Origin of the sequence: Roseateles asaccharophilus (genome assembly GCF_031458115.1) — a bacterium.
Taxonomy (GTDB): domain Bacteria; phylum Pseudomonadota; class Gammaproteobacteria; order Burkholderiales; family Burkholderiaceae_C; genus Pelomonas; species Pelomonas asaccharophilus_A.
Window position 1 is genome coordinate 70,963 of the sequence record NZ_JAVDXV010000008.1, and the last position, 17,027, is coordinate 87,989.

The window sequence follows — 17,027 nt, forward strand, 5'->3', positions numbered from 1 at the left end:
ATGAGCAAGCGCAAGCTTCTGGTGTTGGGCGCCAATGGCATGTTGGGGCATGCGGTGTTGCGGTGGTTCGCGCCACTGTCGGGTTATGAGGTCGTGGGGGCAGTCCGCACCGCCGAGGCCGCAAGCGAATTGCGCCAGCGCGTGCCGGATGCGGCAATCGTGGCCGGCGTGGACGCGGCTCGGCTGGACTCCCTGCGGCAACTGTTCGACCAGGTCAGGCCCGACGTGGTCATCAACTGCATCGGCGTGGTCAAGCAACTGACCGGTGCGGATCACCCGGCCACGGCCATTCCCATCAATGCCTTGCTGCCGCACCGCCTGGCGCGCCTGTGCCAGGCTCACGAGGCCCGGCTGGTGCACATCAGCACCGACTGCGTGTTCTCCGGCCGGCGTGGTGGCTACCGCGAAGATGATGTGGCCGATGCCGAGGACTTGTATGGTCGCAGCAAGCTGATGGGCGAGGTGAGTGCGCCGCATGCCGTCACGCTGCGCACATCCATCATCGGCCACGAAATGACCTCCGCCCATGCGCTGCTGGGCTGGTTCCTGTCACAGCGAGGCGTGGTGCCGGGCTACAGCAACGCCATCTTCTCGGCGCTGCCGACGGTGGAGTTGGCGCGGGTCATCGAGCAGCACGTGCTGACCGACCCGTCACTGCGAGGCATCTATCACGTGGCCGGTCCCACGATCAACAAGTACGAACTGCTCAAGCTGGTGGCGCAGATCTATCGCAGCGAGAACGAGCTGAAGGCCGTGCCGACCCTGGTAATCGACCGTTCGCTGGACGGGCAGCGCTTCCAGTCCGTGACCGGCTACCGCCCGCCCGACTGGCCGGCGCTTGTCGAGACGATGCGCGCGTTCGGCTGAGCGAGCCGGGTCAGCAGCTCCCGCATCGCGGCGACCGATGCGTCTGCCGTCAACCGCTGCTGTGCATATGTGCGACAGCGCGCGCGTTGTTCCCGGCGTTCGTCGTTGGACATCGCGGCCTGCGTCGCCAGAACCCGCTGGAATGCCAGCACATCGTCCAGTGGCAGGTCGGCACCCACGCCCGCCGACTGCAGACCACGCCACGGCGTCCGATCACTCAGCAGCACCGGGCAGCCGGCCGCCAGGGCCTCGGCGACGACGTAGCCGTGGTTCTCGCCCAGCGTTGGCAGGAAGAAGACATCGTGCGCGGCCATCATCGGCGCGACCTCGGCGTGCGCGACGGCGCCTAGATAGCGCGTGCGGATGTGGGCGGGGAGCGCCCGCATCAAGCCCTGACAGTCGGCCCAGACCTGATCGTTGCCGATGGGCCCGGCAATGTCGAACTCGATCTCGCAGGACATGCCAGACACGACCTTCAGTGCAAAGCCGAGGTTCTTGACGGGATCGATTCGGGACAGAAACAGCACACGCAGCGGGCCCGGCCGCCGTGGCGCGTCATCGGTTTCGGTGGCGGGCAACTGGGGCGGCGGCAGGTCGGCCGCCACATGGGGGGGCGCTGAGCCACCCAGGGCCGCCTGGATGGCCTGCGCCTCGTCGCTGCCGGTGGCGTGGAACTGCACGCCGCGCAGCAATCCGGTTCCGCGCAGGAGGGCCAGGTAGACACGCTTGGCGCGTGAGCGCTGTGCCAGCGCGCCAGGCATCAGTTCGCCGCGCGGCGCGACCAGCAACGGGCCGTGGGCAGCGGCAAGCCAGCGTCGGCACAGCAGCGGCCACAGACCCAGGTCGGGTGCCATCAGGCTGTGCAGGTAGACGAGGTCGAAAGGTTGCCGCAGCAGGCTGTGCAGCTGGCGTGCGCCGCTCATGCCACCAGCCAGGTAATGGATGTCCAGCCCGGTGGCCTGGCGCGCCGCATGCTGGCTGGCGGCACTGAAGGGCTGGGTGCCGCGCAGGTCGTGGTCGCGGGTGGCGACCACGAACTCGAAGTCGTCGCGCAGATGGCGTGTCAGGTTCAGCACGGCCTGCACCGATCCACCGCCCTGCTCGGCGGGCGGGAAGTACGGGCTCAGCATCAGCACGCGCGGCCGCGCGCCGGCGGGCGGCGCGGCCGCGGAGCTCAACGGCTCACCTCGCGCAGCCAGGTCTCGAGCTGCGTGATCAGCGTGGCGCGGTCAAACTCGCGGCGGGCATAGGCACGGGCGCGTACTCCCATCGCCTGGCGTTCCGTGATTGGCGTGGCGACCAGTGCCAGCGCCTGCCCTGCAAGCGCTGCGGCGTCGCCAGCGGGAGCGGCCAGACCGGCACCGGCCTCGGAAATGACGCGGCTGCCTTCGCCGTCCAGCATGGCCAGGATGGGACGACCGGCCGACAGATAGGCCGAGACCTTGCCCGGAATGGTCATGGCGAAGATGGGCTCGGCCTTCAGCGACACGATCAATGCATCGGCGCCCTTGAAGAACTCGGGCATGCGCTCCAGCGGATGGCGGCCCAGCATGAACACCGTGTCCTGCAGGCTGCGGGCCTGGATCTGCTCGCGCACCCAGCTGGCCTGACGGCCGTCGCCGACGATGAGCCAGTGGATGTCGGAGCGGTGCCGCGTGGCCTCGGCCGCATCGAGCAGGGCAGGGAAGTCCTGGGCATCGCCGATATTGCCGGCGAACATCAGCTTGAAGCGCCCGGCATGCGGCGCCAGCTCAGGGGCTTCGGCCACGTCGTCCAGGTCGCCGTCGAAGGCCGCCTCGCCCCATTGCGGGAAGTAGCGTGTCTTGGCCGGTGCGTTCGACCAGCGTTCGATGGCGGGGAAGAAACCGCGCGATTGCGCGAGGATGAGATCGCAGCGCTTGTAGATGAATCGCACCAGCGCGCCGACCGCATTCAGGCCGCGCTCGCTCTTGACCATGCCCACCGCCGACAGCGTGTCCGGCCACAGGTCCAGCACCCACAGCAGCAGCGGCGCGCGCTTGAGGCGCCGCAACAGCACGGCAGGCAGCGCCGACGTGATGGGCGAGGTCTCGAAGCAGAAGATCGCGTCGAAGCGGCGGCCGCGCAGCTTCCATGGGCCCAGCAGGCAGCCCCAGAACACGAAGCTCCAGTAGTTCAGCAGCAGGCGCAGCGAACCGTGGCCGCGCGGACGCAGCGGCAAGCGGATGACCTCCGCGCCGTGGTACTGGGCGAACGCGGCCGGGTTGGCCGCGTAGTCGTCGAACACCTGGCCGCCCGGATAGTTGGGTCGACCCGTCAGTACCGTCACCTCATGACCGCGCGCGCTCAGCTCGGAGACGATCTCATTGACGCGAAAGACCTCGGGCCAGAAGTACTGGCTGACGACGAGGACGCGCATCCTCAGTCGTACTCGCGCCAGACGACGCGCTTCACGTAGTCGGTGTAACTGTGGATGATGCGCACGACCTTGTCCGACACGTTGGGCATGCTGTAGTCGGCCACGAGGCGCAGGCCGCGCACGTCACCGCGAGGCTGGCCAGCCAGCAACTGCAAGCCCTGGCGCACGCGGTCCACCGACAGGCCGGTCATCATCACGGCGCCTTCTTCCATGCCCTCGGGGCGCTCGTGCGCCTCGCGCAGGTTCAGCGCGGGGAAGTTCAGGATGGAGGATTCCTCGGTGATGGTGCCGCTGTCCGACAGCACGGCACGGGCCGACGCCTGCAGGCGCACGTAGTCGAGGAAGCCCAGCGGTTTCAGCAGCCGGATGCCGGCGTGGAAGGTGATGCCTTCGGCGTCGATGCGTTTTTGTGTGCGCGGATGCGTGGACACGATGACTGGCAAGCCATGGTCCTCCGCGACCGCGTTCAGCACGCTCACGAGTTTGCCGAAGGTGCGCGGCGACTCGATGTTCTCCTCGCGATGCGCGCTGACGACGAAGTAGCCCTGCTCCGAGAGCCCCAGTCGCGCCAGCACGTCGGACGCGGCAATGCCGTCGCGGTAGTGGCTCAGCACCTCGAACATCGGGCTGCCGGTCTTGATGACCTGATCGGGCGGCAGGCCCTCGCGCAGCAAGTAGTCGCGTGCGATGGTGGAGTAGGTGAGGTTGATGTCGGCCGTGTGGTCGACGATGCGGCGGTTGGTCTCCTCGGGCACGCGCATGTCGAAGCAGCGGTTGCCGGCTTCCATGTGGAAGATGGGGATCTTGCGGCGCTTGGCGGCGATGACGGACAGGCAGCTGTTGGTGTCGCCCAGCACCAGCAGGGCTTCGGGCTGCTCCTGCTCCAGCACCTTGTCGATGCCGCCGATGATGTTGCCGATGGTTTGCGCGGCGCCGCCCTGGGCGGCGTTCAGGAAATGGGCGGGCTTGCGCACGCCCAGGTCGTCGAAAAAGACCTGGTTCAGCTCGTAGTCGTAGTTCTGGCCGGTGTGCACCAGCACATGGTCGCAGTGCTCGTCCAGTGCGGCCATCACGCGCGACAGGCGGATGATCTCGGGGCGCGTGCCGACGACGGTCAGCACCTTCAGCTTCTTCTGTGTCATGGCTTGACCTTCAGGGCGGTCGTGTCCGGGCGGGCGCGGTCGTAGACCTCATTGGCCCACAGCATGACGATGAGTTCGTCGTCGCCGATGTTGGTGATGTTGTGGGTCCAGCCCGGGATGGTCTCGACGATGCGGGCTTCACCGCCGCGGGTGACCAGTTCGTGTGTCTCGCCGGAGTCGATGTGGCGGAAACCGAACCGTGCCGTGCCCTTGATGACGAGGAACTTCTCGGTCTTGGTGTGGTGGTAGTGCTCGCCGCGCGTGACGCCGGGCCCGGCCGTGAAGTAACTGAACTGGCCGCAATCGGGCGTCTTCAGCATCTCGACGAAAGTGCCGCGAGGGTCGGCATGGCGGGGCACCGAGTAGGCAAAGGACTCGGGCGGCAGGTAGCTGACGTAGGTGGCGTACAGCGCGCGCGTCAGGCCCGTGCCGACGCGATCGGTCATCAGCCCGTCGCGCGTGGCCCGGAAGCCGCGCAGCGAGTCGGCCAGTTCGCCGACCGTGGTGTCATAGGTGGGCGCGATGTCGACGAAACCCGGTGCCGGCGGCGTGGCGCCCAGCAGTGCCAGCATCTGGTCCAGCACGTCGTCGATGTAGACCAGGCGAAGCGGCGCGGACGGATCGTTGATCGTGACGGGCAGGTCACGCGCGATGTTGTGACAGAACGTCGCGACCACCGAGTTGTAGTTGGGGCGGCACCATTTGCCGAACACATTGGTCAGCCGGAAGATGTAGACCGGCACGCGGCACTGGTGCTGGTAGTGCAGCAGCGCTTCCTCGGCGGCGCGCTTGCTGCGGCCGTAGACGTTGTCCAGCGTGGCCTGGGTGGACGATGCGAACGCCACCGCGGGCCGGTGGCCCGGCAGGCTGCCCAGGATGGAGACCAGGCGCAGGCTGAAGTCGGCGTTGCCGTCGTCGAACTCGATGGGGTCCTGCGGACGGTTCACGCCGGCCAGGTGGAAGACGAAGTCCAGGCCGGTGAGCTGCTCGATCAGCTCCGCGTCGTCGGCCCGGTGCGAGACCAGTCGCACGTCCGTATGGCCCGCCTCGCGCAGGCGCCATTGCAGGTTGCGGCCGACGAAGCCCGACGCGCCGGTGATGCCGATGCGCATGTCAGTCTTCCGCCGTGACGTTCTGTTCGCCGGCGGCGATGCGGCGCATGAAGTCCAGCTTCATCAGCAGGGCCTGCATGCCGGCCACGTCCAGCCGCTCGGTGTTGTGCGAGGTGTAGTCCTCGGCGGCCTGGATGCGGGCCTCGCCCTGCTCGACGAACTTGGTGTAGTTGAGGTCGCGACCGTCGGGCGGGATGCGGTAGTAGCCGCCGAGGTCCTCGGCACCGGCGCGCTCCTCGCGGCTCAGCAATGCCTCGTAGAGCTTCTCGCCATGGCGGGTGCCGATCTCGCGGATGGGATGGTCGGGCTTGCCCAGCACGGCGAGAACCGCCTCGGCCAGTACGCGGATGGTGGCGGCAGGTGCCTTCTGCACGAAGATGTCGCCGTTGCGGCCGTGCTCGAACGCATACAGCACCAGCTCGACCGCATCGTCCAGCGTCATCATGAAGCGCGTCATGGCCGGGTCGGTCAGCGTGAAGGCCTTGCCGGCGCGGAACTGGTCGACGAACAGCGGGATGACCGAGCCGCGCGAGGCCATCACGTTGCCGTAGCGCGTGCCGCAGATGACGGTGCCCGTGCCTTCCAGGTTGCGCGACGCGGCGACCATGACCTTCTCCATCATGGCCTTGGAGATGCCCATCGCGTTGATGGGGTAGACGGCCTTGTCGGTGGACAGGCAGATGACGCGGCTGACGCCGGCGGTGATGGCGGCGTCCAGCACGTTCTCGGTGCCCAGCACATTGGTGCGCACGGCCTCCATCGGATGGAACTCGCACGACGGAACCTGCTTCAGCGCCGCGGCATGGAAGCAGTAGTCCACGCCGCGCATCGCGCCGGCCACTGCGCGCGGGTCGCGCACGTCGCCGATGTAGAACTTGAGCTTGGGATGCGCGTACTTCTTGCGCATGTCGTCCTGCTTCTTCTCATCGCGGCTGAGGATGCGGATTTCGCGCAGGCCGGAGTCGAGGAAGCGGCGCAGCACCGCGTTGCCGAAGCTGCCGGTGCCGCCGGTGATGAGCAGGGTTTTGTCGTCGAACATGGAATTCTTCAGTGCTGGCGGTGTGCGGACAGTGCGGTGCGGCACATGTCGTCCTTCTGCGCCTGCGTGGGGTAGTTGATCAGCACGGCGCGGTAGGAGCCTTTGAACACGAACAGGCTGCCAGCTGCTGCGCCGACGACGCCGCAGGCGGTGATCAGTGCCTTCATGTCGTCCAGCGAGCCGGCGCCGCCCAGCATCGTCAGCGGCACCTTCAACGCGGCGCGCATCTGCCTGGCCAGGTCAAGATCGTAGCCCTGCATCATCCCGTCCCGGTCCACGGCATTGATGACGATCTCGCCGGCGCCGGCCTGCTGCAGTTGCTGCGCGAAGGCGACGGGGTCGAGCTTGTGGGCCGTGCGCGCGTTGTGCGTGCAGAGTTCGTAGCCCTTGCTGAACAGGCCGGTCTTCTTGCGCAGGTCCAGCACGGCGACCACGCTCTGGCGGCCGATGGCCTCGGCCATGCGCGTCAACAGAGCCGGGTCGGCGACCGCGGCCGCGCTGACGGACACCTTCTCCACACCGAGGTCGATGATGCGCGAGGCCTGTTCTGCCGTGGTCACGCCGCCGCCGTAGCACAGCGGCATGCGGCACTCGGCCGCCAGCTTGGCGATCAAGGCGTAGTTGGGCTCGGCCTTGTTCGTGGCGGCGTCGATGTCCAGCACCATCAACTCGTCCGATTCCTTCTCGTTGAAGATCTTGACGGCGTTGATGGGGTCGCCCACGTACTTGGGCGACTTGAAGCCCTGGGTCTTGACGAGGCCGCCCTTGTGGACGAGCAGGCAGGGAATGATGCGGGGGCGGAGCATGGGGTCAGAGTTCCGCGAAGTTCTTCAGCAGCTGGGCGCCGAAGTGGTGGCTCTTCTCAGGGTGGCACTGCACGCCGTGGATGTGGCCCCTGGAGACGATGCAGTCGAAGTTCAGGCCGTATTCCGCCGTCGCGGCGACGTCCGCCTTGTCCTCGGCATCGAAGTAGAAGGAGTGCAGGAAGTAGAAGCGCGGTTCGGGCTCGAAGCCGGTGAAGAGCTTGTGGCCGGGCGTGACCTGCAGGTCGTTCCACCCCATGTGCGGCATGGGCAGCTCGCGGCACTGCGCTTGCGCGGAGAAGGCCTTGACGCGGCCGGGCACCCAGCCCAGCCCCGGCAGTTCGCCCTCGTCGCTGCCGCTGGCCAGCATCTGCATGCCGACACAGATGCCCAGCACCGGTACCTTGTGCTCCAGCACCATCTCGTCCAGGCGCTGGCGCATGCCCGATTTCTCGAGCAGGGTCATCGCGGTGTCGAAGGCGCCGACGCCGGGCAGGATCAGCCGCGTCGCACCGGCCAGCTCGTCGGCCGTGCGGGCGCGCGCCGCGTCTATCCCCAGGCGCTTGAACATCGTCATGAAAGCCTGGATGTTGCCCACGCCGTAGTCGACGACACGAATCATCGGAAGAACCTCTTCTCCAGGCCCAGCCGGCGCATCGCGTTGGCGCCGAAGCCGATCAGGTCGCGCTTGTTCTTGTAGTCGCGGAAGGTCTTGTTCGGCGCGTCGAAGATCTGCTGCAACTCATCGACGGTGAGGTCCAGCTTGTGGGCGACGTACTCGAACTCCTGCTTCAGGAAGTGCTCGTCCATCTCCGGCTTGGCGATGCGCGCCAGCGCCGCATCGCGCGTCAGCTGGCCCGTCATGATCAGGCTGGAAAAGTGCGCACGACGCTTGTGGAAGCCGAACTTGCGGGGCAGCCAGTAGTCCTCGTAGAAGCGGGTGAAGCGCGATTCGTGATGCTTGTGCTGGAAGCGTTGCCAGCCGTAGCGCTGCCCCAGCTCGTCCTCGGCATCCTTCTTCACGTAGGGCACGAAGTTGAGCGGGTGGTGCACCGTCATGCCCAGCACCTTCTGGTACCAGATCTTGTAGACCAGGATGTCCACCAGCGGGAACTCGTCGTTGGGCTGGCCGTCGCCGCAGCGGGCCCAGATGTCGCCGAACAGGCGCTTGTCGATGCCCAGGTAGCCGCCCCATTCCTCGGGCTCGCGGCAGCACTCGGTCGAGAAGTTCGAGCCGGTAATGATGTGCTTGATGTTGTACTGACGCGCGAACTTGTAGAGGCCGGAGAAGAAGGCCGCGTCCTGCACCAGGTCCTGGTCGGGGATGCCGGCGCGCAAGAACGCTACCTGCATGCGCTTGACGGCCTCCCAGTTGACCACCTCGGTGTAGAGATCCAGCCCCAGACCGTCGACGAGCTTCTCGATGTTGCCCACCGCCTGGTCGGTGTTCCAGCCGGCATCCACGTGGAAGAGCAGCGGCCGCAGACCCATCTTCTCCTTCGCGACATAGGCAGCGTAGGAGCTGTCCAAGCCGCCGGACAGGCCGATGATGCAGTCGAAGTCCTTGCCCTTGCCGGCGGCGCGAATCGTCTCCGCGAGGGCTGCCAGCTTGGCGGCGCCGCGCTCATCCGTATGCCAGTTGGGGGCGATGGTGGCGTCGTAGTTGTTGCAGTAGTCGCAATGGCCACGGTCGTCGAACCGGATGTTCGGGTCGGACGTGTCCATGATGCAGTGGGAGCAGATGGCGTAGGGGCGCATCTCGTTGGGTGAGGAAAGAGAAGAAGATGTGTTCATCGTGCCCGCGTGTGGCCGTTGGAGTCGTGACCTTGACGTACGCGCTGGTAGATCGCTGCCAGACGGCCTGCATTGGTCGCGGGGTCGAAATTCTGTCGCGCCAGGGCCTGGGCGTTCAGGCCCATGCGCTTGACGTTGGCCCGATTTTCCTCGCACGAGCGAATCGCCTGTGCCAATGCTTCCGGAGACCTTGCGGGAACGGTCAGGCCGGTCTCTCCTGGTTTCAGCGTATCGGGGGTCGGTGTGCTGATGCAGGTGATGCAGGGCACAGCGGAAAACGCCGCCTCGAAGATCGGACGCCCTGGTGCGTCAAAGTGGGAGGGGAACGCGATCACATCCATGTACTCGTAGGCTCGCTGGATGTCCTGTGTCGCGCCCAGCAGATGGAATGAGTCTGCGACGCCGGCTTCGTTGATGCGCTCGATCAGTTCAGCATGCACATCCTGAGCAAGGCCTGCGCGGCGCAACAGCCAGCCTTTCAGTCCCCGCCCGGGGCGGGTGTGACCGCCGACGATGACGAACTCGACGTCTCGCCCCTCAAGGCGTAGCTGCCTGGCGGCTTCTACGAGGTCGAAGATGCCCTTGGAGACATGAAGGTTGCCCACGAAGCCAACTTTCAACGACGTGGGGCGGAGCGCGTTCAACCGCGTTGTGAGGCGCTCATCCGCGACCGATGCGGGTTTGGCCGTGAACGAGTTTTGGATGACATCGACCGGCAGATCGGGTGCAAGCGTCGAGCGAACGGTTTCATCGATGGCGATGATTGCGTCCGCATGTCTGCGCAGGCTGCTCGTGATCCAGCGGGTGCGCCACGTAGGGCGCTTGGATTGGGCTGATCGCACATGCACGACCAATGGAACGCCGAATGCGGCCTTCGCCAGCAACCCCGGGATCAGCTCGGTGACCTCGTTCACATGGATCAAGTCGATGTGAGACCAGCGCTTCTTGGCGCGCCACAGCGCAAGCAGCGTGTGCGGAAAGTGGAAGATTTCCCGCAGCAAGATCAGCCAGCGGATACCGCGGTATTGGCTGTAATTTGTGTTGTCGAAGCGGCTCAGGCCCGCCGTGTCGACGGCGTCGGCGGCCACAGTCCGATAGAGGTCCAGCGCTGTACCTCGCGCAGCGACGAAGTAGGCGTTGACGTCCCGTTCGCGCAGCGAACGGATGGCTTCAAACAGGCTCCGTGACGCACCGCCGAACGGGCCGACGCCGTCCAGATAGAGAACATTCATGATGGATTCGATCCTCGAAGTCCCGCCTCGGCGCTCGGATTGTCGGCGCGCGGCGCGCGCAACTTGCAATGCAATCGATACGCCAGTCCTGCGGCGACCGGAATCATTTGGTAGGTGTAGTGCTTGGCCACGAGCATCAGCAGTACGGTGAACACCGTGCAAGCCAGGCTTTGCACGTAAAGGTCATGGCGTGCGTGGGTTCTGAACATGCGCAGCTGCGTGCCCAGCATCGTGGCGAGGAAGCCAGCCAGGATCAGGAATCCCAACAAGCCGAAATCGACCCAGGCGGAAAGGATATTGTGGGCGTAGTGCCCTTGTTCATAGCTAGCGTACTTGCCGAAGATGGGGTTCTGCTCGATGGTCGCGACCGCGTCCTCCTGCAGATCGTTGCGCTCGATCACCGATTGGTCGGCATCGACCTCCAGCAGCGCAAAAATCCGGTGGTCTGCAAAGGTATCTGCCAGCTGAACGAAGGCCAGTGCAGCAACACCCGCCATGATTCCGAGGGTCAGCACGAAGCGTGGCCGCGAACGCGCCTTGCAGAACTCAATGACCAGTGCGATGACGATGAAGCCCGCGAACTCCGATCGCGCGCCAATCAGGAACAAGGCCACCACCGACGCTGCGTACAGGCACAGACGCAGCATGTACTTCAGCGATGGCGCCGCGAAGATCAGCATGACGATGTAGGCGTACGCTAGGCCTTGATAGTCCAGGAAGAAGTCGCCGCCCAGTGCCGACGTGATGGCCGCTGCGAGGAACTTGCCGTCGGCCGCCGTCGTCAATGCTGTGACGACGACACCCAGGAAAAGCAGCTGGCACAGCCGCTGGAAGCTTGGGCTCTGGCCATTGACCAGCGTGGCAGTCAAGAAGATGGCCGTGAACTTGAACAGATAGGCGAAGTAGGTCGAGGTGATCTCCGGGTTGGCCCCCGTCAGACCACCCACCACCACGTAGCCTCCGAAAATCACCATGAAGGCCGCGAACAGCGTCGTGGGTGCCGAACTGCTGATCTTGCGCAAGTAGGGCGCAGAGCTCAGCGCCGCCAGCAAGAGTGGCAGCGTGACCGCAGCTCCAGCCGTGAAGTAGCCGCCCAGGAAGTTCGACACAAAGCCGACGGCGACGGCGGATTGGTAGTAGAAGAATGCTGGGAACAGCAACACGAAACTAAGCATTGCCAAGGTGTCGCTGCGCTGCTCCCGGCGCGAGTACCCGGTGGCCATCGGCGCTGGCGCAGAGGTGGCTGAGGCGATGCTGCTCATGGGCTCGTCAAATCGATTGACCGGCGCGAATGGCCAACAGCGCGGCGCCTGCCCCAAGGATCCAGATCAGGACAGTCGGCATGGCGTTGCGAAGCTTGCGCCCGATCGCGATGGCAGGCACGCCCACGGCGTGCAGCACGGCTGCCAAATAGGCCAGATAGAAGAATGCGCCGCTGACTGCATAGGCCGCCGAGATGCCTCCATGGATGACGTGGGCGGCCACCAAGACCGCACCGACACGGGCCAGCAGGCCGAGCAACTGCAGCACGAGTGCGAGGCGCTGATGGCCTGTGACATGCAGAGCCATGGACACCGGGGCAGCGAGGAACTGGAGCACGAACCAAGGGGTCATCAGCGTGACCAACCAGCCGGCACGCTCCCAGCCGGTTCCGAACGCCAGACCAAACAAGAACGGCGACAACATGCCTGCTGCCACCAAAGGTCCGACGCCGGTCTTGATCAGGTTGCCGATGATCTCGGTCGTGAAGGCGCCTAGCGTGCCCTGCCGGTGCTCTTCGGGGGCGCGTGACAGATAGACCTGCGTGATGGCTGCCCCGATCAAGGCCATGGGGGCCTGCATGACATAGATCGCCATCATCAGGTAGCCGGCTTCCGCTGGCGTCGCCAGCGCTGCGATGACGATGATGGGCAACTGCGAAGAGGCACTGTTTGCCAGGGCCTCCCCTGTCGAGTACTGCGGGAAGCGGCGGTACTCGTACGCCACTCGCTTGAGGCGGGCCCATGAAACCACGGCACGCTGGCGCATGGCGAGGAGACCAAGAGAAAGGCTCGCAATGCCGCTGTTCATGACCTGACCCGCCAGCAGGCCGACGGGTCCAGCCGCCGCGAATCCAAGGCCGATCTGACTCCCAGAGGCCAGTACCGATTGAGCCACTCGCGTGCGGGCGAGCAGCGTGAACTGCTTGTGGCGCAGAGTCCATGCCTGGAGCGTGCTGTAGGCGCCCGACATCAGAACGCCTATTGGCAGCAGCCATAGATGATCACGTAGCGAGGCCTGTCCAAGACTGTTGGCAATGGCGACTGGGCACAAGGCAATCGCGATGGCCAGTGCAGCCGCGACAGCAAGCGCGCACAGCAGCGCCAGTACCAGCAGATGCCAGGCGTCCTCGTCGTGTTCGGGCATGGAGACGGCCACGTCGTAGCGCAGGCACGCCGCTGCGGCAACGATGGACATCGTGCTGGAGAAGACGGCCAGCAATCCGAAGTCGCCTGGGCTGTACAGGCGAGACAGCACTGGCAGCGCGAGTGCCGTCAGACCGTGCGCCACGGCCGTTCCACTGACCAACACCAGAACGGCGCGAAAGATCCCGCCGCTTGAAACGGCCTTAGCTTTCGGTGAATCGGTCGAGGTCAAGGCGGGTGCCGGGCCGAGGGTCAGGCATGCGCGAATGCCGCGAGAAGTGCTGCTACCACCTGCTGCTGCTGGTCGTCCGTCAGGTCCGCGCTCATCGGCAGACTTAGCACTCGGTCGGCCGCTGCGTTGGCGTGCGGGAACGCGTCCGCCGGACAACTGGCTCGCTCATACGCCGGTTGGCGGTGCAGCGGGCGCGGGTAGTGCACGGCGGTGGGAATGCCTTGCTCCTTGAGCGAGGCGATGATCGATTGGCGGTCATCGACCTTGACCGTGTACTGGGCCCAGACGCAGTCGCGGTCTTCTGCGACCTCGAGCAGCTCGACCGGTGCGCCGCTGGCTTTGATCAGCTCGGCATAGCGGTCGCCCAGCTTCTTGCGCTGTTCGACTTCCCAGGCGAAGCGTTCGAGCTTGCCCAGCACGACCGCGCATTGCAGTGTGTCCATGCGGCCGCCCACGCCTACGCGGGTGTGTGTGTAGCGCGCGCTCTGGCCGTGCACCCGGATCTCGCGCATGGCCTGGGCCAGTGCGTCGTCGCTCGTGAACAGCGCGCCGCCGTCGCCGTAGCAGCCCAGCGGTTTGCTGGGGAAAAAGCTGGTGGCGCCGATGCGCGAGACGTTGCAACTCCAGCGGCCCTTGTAGGTTGCGCCAAAGCTCTGCGCCGCATCCTCAATGACCGACAGGCCGTGGCGGGCTGCGATCGCATTGATCTCGTCCATGTCGGCGACCTGGCCGTACAGGCTCACCGGCATGATGGCCCGGGTGCGCGGCGTGATGGCGGCCTCGATCAGGGTGGGGTCGATGTTGCAGTCGCCAGGCTTGATGTCGACGTACACCGGCGTGGCGCCGGCCAGCACGATGGTCTCGGCGGTGGCGGCAAACGTGAAGGGCGTCGTGATGACCTCGTGGCCAGGGCCTATGCCTTCGGCCATCAACGCGATCAACAGCGCCTCGGTGCCGCTGGCGACGGTGATGCAGTGCTTGGCGCCGGTCAGCTGCGCCAGGGCCGTTTCCAGTTCGGCCACTTCGGGGCCCATGATGTACTGGCCATGGTCGAGCACCTTCTGGATGCGCGAGTCGATGCTGGCCTTGAGTGCCTGGTATTGGCTCTTCAGATCGATGAATTGCATGTTCAGTCCTGGATCAGTTCGCAACGGCCGTCGACGAGGCGGTAGCGATCACCGGTGTGGGGGCAGACTGCCTGGTCGCCGACGAACTCGAGACGTTCGCCGTGTCGGCTCATCCAGCCGGCCTGGCGGGCCGGCACGCCCAGCATCAGCGCGAAATCGGGCACGTCGCGGTTGACGACGGCGCCGGCGCCGATGAAGGCGAAGCGGCCGATGGTCGTGCCACAGACGATGGTGCTGTTGGCGCCCAGCGTGGCGCCCTGGCGCACGACGGTGCGGCGGTACTCGTCCTTGCGCGTGACGGCCGCGCGCGGGTTGTAGACGTTGGTGAACACCATGCTGGGGCCGCAGAACACGTCGTCTTCCAGCGTGACCGCGTCATAGACCGACACGTTGTTCTGGATCTTGACGTTGTTGCCGATCAGCACGTCGTTGCCGACGAAGACGTTCTGGCCGAACGAGCAGCGCTCGCCGATGCGGGCCTGCGCGCAGATGTGCACGAAGTGCCAGACGCGGCTGCCGTCGCCGATCTGCGCGCCGGCGTCGACGATGGCAGACGGGTGGATGGTGACGGCCATGTCAGTGCCGCCCGGCCGCCCGAAGGCATTGACGTGCCCCCGCGGGGGGCAGTGAGCAAAGCGAACGTGGGGACATGTTCACCTCAGTACTGCAGCGGCAGGTTCACGCGGCGGCCATCGCGGGCCGACTGGTACAGGCCGATCAGCAGCTCCAGCGACTTCAGGCCTTCGCGGCCGTCGGTCGCCGCTTCTGCCTCGCCGCGCAGCACGCCGACGACGTTCTCGTAGTACAGCGGGTGACCGAAGCCGTAGACCGACGTGGTCTGGTAGCTGGCATCCTTGATGCTGGCATCCATCGGATCGGCGTCCTGGAATTCCCAGTGCTTGATCTCGTTGACGGCCACGCCGCCGATGATGGCCGAGCCCTTCTCGCCGAGGATGGTGATCGAGCCCTCGAGATTCTTGGGGTAGGTCAGCATCGTCACGTTGATGGAGCCCATCGCGCCGCTGCGCCACTTGATGGCGGCCACACCGGAGTCCTCGACCTCGATGTTGCGGGCCAGCGTGCCGGTGTAGGCCATCACGCTTTCAACCGGGCCGACGATCCAGTCCAGCAGGTCGACGTAGTGGCTGGCCTGGTTCATGAAGGCGCCGCCGTCGAACTCCCAGGTGCCGCGCCAGGCGGCGCTGTCGTAATAGCTCTGCGGGCGCGTCCAGAACACGTTCACGTTGACCATGTGGATGCGGCCGAAACGACCCGACGACACCGCCTTCTTCAGCAGCTGCAGCGTGGAGTTGCGGCGGTTCTGCTTGACGACGAACAGGCGCACGCCGGCGTCGTCGCAGGCCTTCACCATCGCCAGGCCGTCCTGCCAGCGGGTGGCCATGGGCTTCTCGGTCATCACATGGAAGCCGGCCTGGGCGACCTGCGTTGCTTGGCGTGCATGCAGGCCGCTGGGCGTTGTCAGCACGACGCAGTCGGCCTGGGTAGCAGCAAGCATCGCGGTCAGGCTGGCATGACCGTTTGCGCCGGTGGCGGCAGTGGCCTCTTCCAGCGCCTTGGGGTCGACGTCGCAGACGTCGACCAGCTCACAGTGGTCGGCGAGCTTGCGGATCGCTTCGAAATGGTTCTTGGCAATGCGGCCGCAGCCGGCAAGTGCGAAACGGATTTTGCGTCCGGTGATGGATTGGGAGAAAACGTTCATGGGTTCAAGTCGTCTGTCGCCAGGACAGGCGCCTCCTGTTAAGTGGCGTGCCCTTGTCGCTAAAGGTCAGGCGGTGGCCTTGGTTCGGCTGCGGTTCAGCCCGATTCCGATGTAGAGGATCACGGCCACAGCGGTGGCTGCGAAGGCAATCATCATGAAATGGCTGCGCTTGGGTTTTGACTTTCGCTCGGGGACGAGGGCTGCGTCGATGACTTGCAGTTGGCCGCCGTCGCGGCTTTCATCGATGCGCGCAAGCTCGTACTGCCGTGCAATCAGCTCAAACAGCGCTTCCTGATATTTGAAATCCCGATAGGCCGCGACATAGCCGCCACCAGACGTGGGCGGCTCGGCTTCTCCGCTGCGTGCAATCTCGGCGCGCAGACGACCGATCGCGGCGAGTTGCTGCTGGATCTCGGGGGCCGAGTCGGCGAAGGCGTTTCGCAGCACCTGCAGGCGAACCTCACCTGCTGTGAGCTCGGCACGCATCTTGGCCAGCGCCTCGACGGCGGCTTTGGGCTCAGCCTTGATGATGCTGGTGGACAGGCCGCTCCCCTGCATGGCTGACTGAGCGGCGTCCAGCTGCGTGCGCACCTGCTTGAGCTGACCTTCGAAGAACGTGCGGCGCTGCTGCGCCTCGGTCAGTGTCAGATTCGCGGTGAGCTTGCGCACCTCATCGACATAGGCCGCAGCCATGTCGGCGGCTCGCTTGGGATCTTGATCATCGACCTCGACGGTGATAACGCCATCCTTCTTGCCCAATGTCACTCGCGTGCTTGCGCCGAGCTGGCGACGTGCATCGAACCGCAGCTCTTCATCGTAAACAGTCTTGAGATCGAAGCGGTCGACCATGCGTTCGGCGACGGTGCGGCTCTTGACGAAGAACGCGTACTGGTCGCCGGAGCTGCGCATAGCGCCGGACAGGCCCGCCAGCGCGCCAAGCGACGCGAGCGCGCCGGCAGCTGCGCCCGGCTGCTGCTGCTGAGGCGGCAGAAAGCTGGTCGACGCCGTGAACGTGGGCTTGATCAGGTAGCTGGCACCGAGTGCCAGCAGTGACGCGCCCAGCGGCGCGGCCACCACCAGCTTCCACCGAGCGAGTACGGCCTGGAGGTAGTCGCCCAACGTGGGTTCGGCTGCGAGGGATTGTTCGGTCATCATG

At 65.6% G+C, this 17,027-nt stretch carries 16 protein-coding genes; 1 reads left to right on the plus strand and 15 read right to left on the minus strand.

From position 1 onward, the window contains the following. Positions 1-867, plus strand: coding sequence for a dTDP-4-dehydrorhamnose reductase family protein (locus tag J2X21_RS19355; RefSeq protein ID WP_310331349.1), 867 nt, complete (start codon positions 1-3; stop codon positions 865-867). Here the strand turns inward: J2X21_RS19355 and J2X21_RS19360 are convergent. From J2X21_RS19360 to J2X21_RS19430, 15 genes are all read right to left on the minus strand, one after another. Then, the gene (locus J2X21_RS19360; protein WP_310331350.1) at positions 813-2,045 is read right to left on the minus strand and encodes a glycosyltransferase family 4 protein; all 1,233 of its coding nucleotides are present in this window, start codon (positions 2,043-2,045) and stop codon (positions 813-815) included. The two genes, J2X21_RS19355 and J2X21_RS19360, sit on opposite strands and share 55 nt — an antisense overlap. Further along, positions 2,042-3,265: a glycosyltransferase family 4 protein gene (locus J2X21_RS19365; RefSeq protein ID WP_310331351.1), complete on the minus strand. Its 1,224-nt coding sequence runs from the start codon at positions 3,263-3,265 to the stop codon at positions 2,042-2,044. Before J2X21_RS19365 ends, J2X21_RS19360 begins: the two co-directional genes overlap by 4 nt. 2 nt (positions 3,266-3,267) lie before the next feature. Continuing rightward, on the minus strand, positions 3,268-4,407 hold the full coding sequence (gene wecB / locus J2X21_RS19370; protein WP_310331352.1) for a non-hydrolyzing UDP-N-acetylglucosamine 2-epimerase: 1,140 nt from the start codon (positions 4,405-4,407) through the stop codon (positions 3,268-3,270). Then, a complete protein-coding gene (wbjC, locus tag J2X21_RS19375; protein ID WP_310331355.1) occupies positions 4,404-5,519 on the minus strand; it encodes a UDP-2-acetamido-2,6-beta-L-arabino-hexul-4-ose reductase in 1,116 nt (371 codons plus the stop codon). The genes wecB and wbjC overlap by 4 nt, the downstream gene beginning before the upstream one ends. Before the next feature lies 1 nt (position 5,520). Continuing rightward, complete coding sequence (locus tag J2X21_RS19380; RefSeq protein WP_310331357.1) at positions 5,521-6,558, minus strand: polysaccharide biosynthesis protein; 1,038 nt, start codon at positions 6,556-6,558, stop codon at positions 5,521-5,523. A gap of 8 nt (positions 6,559-6,566) precedes the next feature. Continuing rightward, positions 6,567-7,364, minus strand: a complete 798-nt coding sequence (locus J2X21_RS19385) for an AglZ/HisF2 family acetamidino modification protein (protein WP_310331360.1) — start codon at positions 7,362-7,364, stop codon at positions 6,567-6,569. 4 nt (positions 7,365-7,368) lie between these two features. Beyond that, a complete protein-coding gene (gene hisH, locus J2X21_RS19390) occupies positions 7,369-7,983 on the minus strand; it encodes an imidazole glycerol phosphate synthase subunit HisH (RefSeq protein ID WP_310331363.1) in 615 nt (204 codons plus the stop codon). Then, positions 7,980-9,155, minus strand: coding sequence for an N-acetyl sugar amidotransferase (locus J2X21_RS19395; RefSeq protein ID WP_310331364.1), 1,176 nt, complete (start codon positions 9,153-9,155; stop codon positions 7,980-7,982). The genes hisH and J2X21_RS19395 overlap by 4 nt, the downstream gene beginning before the upstream one ends. After that, positions 9,152-10,387 (minus strand): glycosyltransferase family 4 protein, encoded by a 1,236-nt coding sequence (locus J2X21_RS19400; RefSeq protein ID WP_310331365.1) that lies wholly within the window; start codon positions 10,385-10,387, stop codon positions 9,152-9,154. The genes J2X21_RS19395 and J2X21_RS19400 overlap by 4 nt, the downstream gene beginning before the upstream one ends. Next, positions 10,384-11,649 carry an O-antigen ligase family protein gene (locus tag J2X21_RS19405; protein ID WP_310331366.1) on the minus strand — a complete coding sequence of 422 codons (1,266 nt, stop codon included), beginning with the start codon at positions 11,647-11,649 and terminating at the stop codon, positions 10,384-10,386. The genes J2X21_RS19400 and J2X21_RS19405 overlap by 4 nt, the downstream gene beginning before the upstream one ends. Before the next feature lie 7 nt (positions 11,650-11,656). Continuing rightward, on the minus strand, positions 11,657-13,024 hold the full coding sequence (locus J2X21_RS19410) for a lipopolysaccharide biosynthesis protein (RefSeq protein ID WP_310331368.1): 1,368 nt from the start codon (positions 13,022-13,024) through the stop codon (positions 11,657-11,659). Positions 13,025-13,044: 20 nt separating this feature from the next. Beyond that, positions 13,045-14,151, minus strand: coding sequence for a DegT/DnrJ/EryC1/StrS family aminotransferase (locus tag J2X21_RS19415; RefSeq protein WP_310331370.1), 1,107 nt, complete (start codon positions 14,149-14,151; stop codon positions 13,045-13,047). 2 nt (positions 14,152-14,153) lie between these two features. Continuing rightward, positions 14,154-14,726: an acyltransferase gene (locus J2X21_RS19420; RefSeq protein ID WP_310331371.1), complete on the minus strand. Its 573-nt coding sequence runs from the start codon at positions 14,724-14,726 to the stop codon at positions 14,154-14,156. Between the two features lie 83 nt (positions 14,727-14,809). Further along, positions 14,810-15,871, minus strand: coding sequence for a Gfo/Idh/MocA family protein (locus J2X21_RS19425; protein WP_310331372.1), 1,062 nt, complete (start codon positions 15,869-15,871; stop codon positions 14,810-14,812). Positions 15,872-15,937: 66 nt separating this feature from the next. After that, the gene (locus J2X21_RS19430) at positions 15,938-17,026 is read right to left on the minus strand and encodes a Wzz/FepE/Etk N-terminal domain-containing protein (RefSeq protein ID WP_310331374.1); all 1,089 of its coding nucleotides are present in this window, start codon (positions 17,024-17,026) and stop codon (positions 15,938-15,940) included. Position 17,027 lies beyond the last annotated feature (1 nt).

Coding starts and splice junctions, on each gene's coding strand:
- J2X21_RS19355 (WP_310331349.1), top strand. CDS start 1: ATGAGCAAGCGCAAGCTTCTGGTGTTGGGCGCCAATGGCATGTTGGGG.
- J2X21_RS19365 (WP_310331351.1), bottom strand. CDS start 3,265: ATGCGCGTCCTCGTCGTCAGCCAGTACTTCTGGCCCGAGGTCTTTCGC.
- wecB (WP_310331352.1), bottom strand. CDS start 4,407: ATGACACAGAAGAAGCTGAAGGTGCTGACCGTCGTCGGCACGCGCCCC.
- wbjC (WP_310331355.1), bottom strand. CDS start 5,519: ATGCGCATCGGCATCACCGGCGCGTCGGGCTTCGTCGGCCGCAACCTG.
- J2X21_RS19380 (WP_310331357.1), bottom strand. CDS start 6,558: ATGTTCGACGACAAAACCCTGCTCATCACCGGCGGCACCGGCAGCTTC.
- J2X21_RS19385 (WP_310331360.1), bottom strand. CDS start 7,364: ATGCTCCGCCCCCGCATCATTCCCTGCCTGCTCGTCCACAAGGGCGGC.
- hisH (WP_310331363.1), bottom strand. CDS start 7,983: ATGATTCGTGTCGTCGACTACGGCGTGGGCAACATCCAGGCTTTCATG.
- J2X21_RS19395 (WP_310331364.1), bottom strand. CDS start 9,155: ATGAACACATCTTCTTCTCTTTCCTCACCCAACGAGATGCGCCCCTAC.
- J2X21_RS19400 (WP_310331365.1), bottom strand. CDS start 10,387: ATGAATGTTCTCTATCTGGACGGCGTCGGCCCGTTCGGCGGTGCGTCA.
- J2X21_RS19405 (WP_310331366.1), bottom strand. CDS start 11,649: ATGAGCAGCATCGCCTCAGCCACCTCTGCGCCAGCGCCGATGGCCACC.
- J2X21_RS19415 (WP_310331370.1), bottom strand. CDS start 14,151: ATGCAATTCATCGATCTGAAGAGCCAATACCAGGCACTCAAGGCCAGC.
- J2X21_RS19420 (WP_310331371.1), bottom strand. CDS start 14,726: ATGGCCGTCACCATCCACCCGTCTGCCATCGTCGACGCCGGCGCGCAG.
- J2X21_RS19425 (WP_310331372.1), bottom strand. CDS start 15,871: ATGAACGTTTTCTCCCAATCCATCACCGGACGCAAAATCCGTTTCGCA.
- J2X21_RS19430 (WP_310331374.1), bottom strand. CDS start 17,026: ATGATGACCGAACAATCCCTCGCAGCCGAACCCACGTTGGGCGACTAC.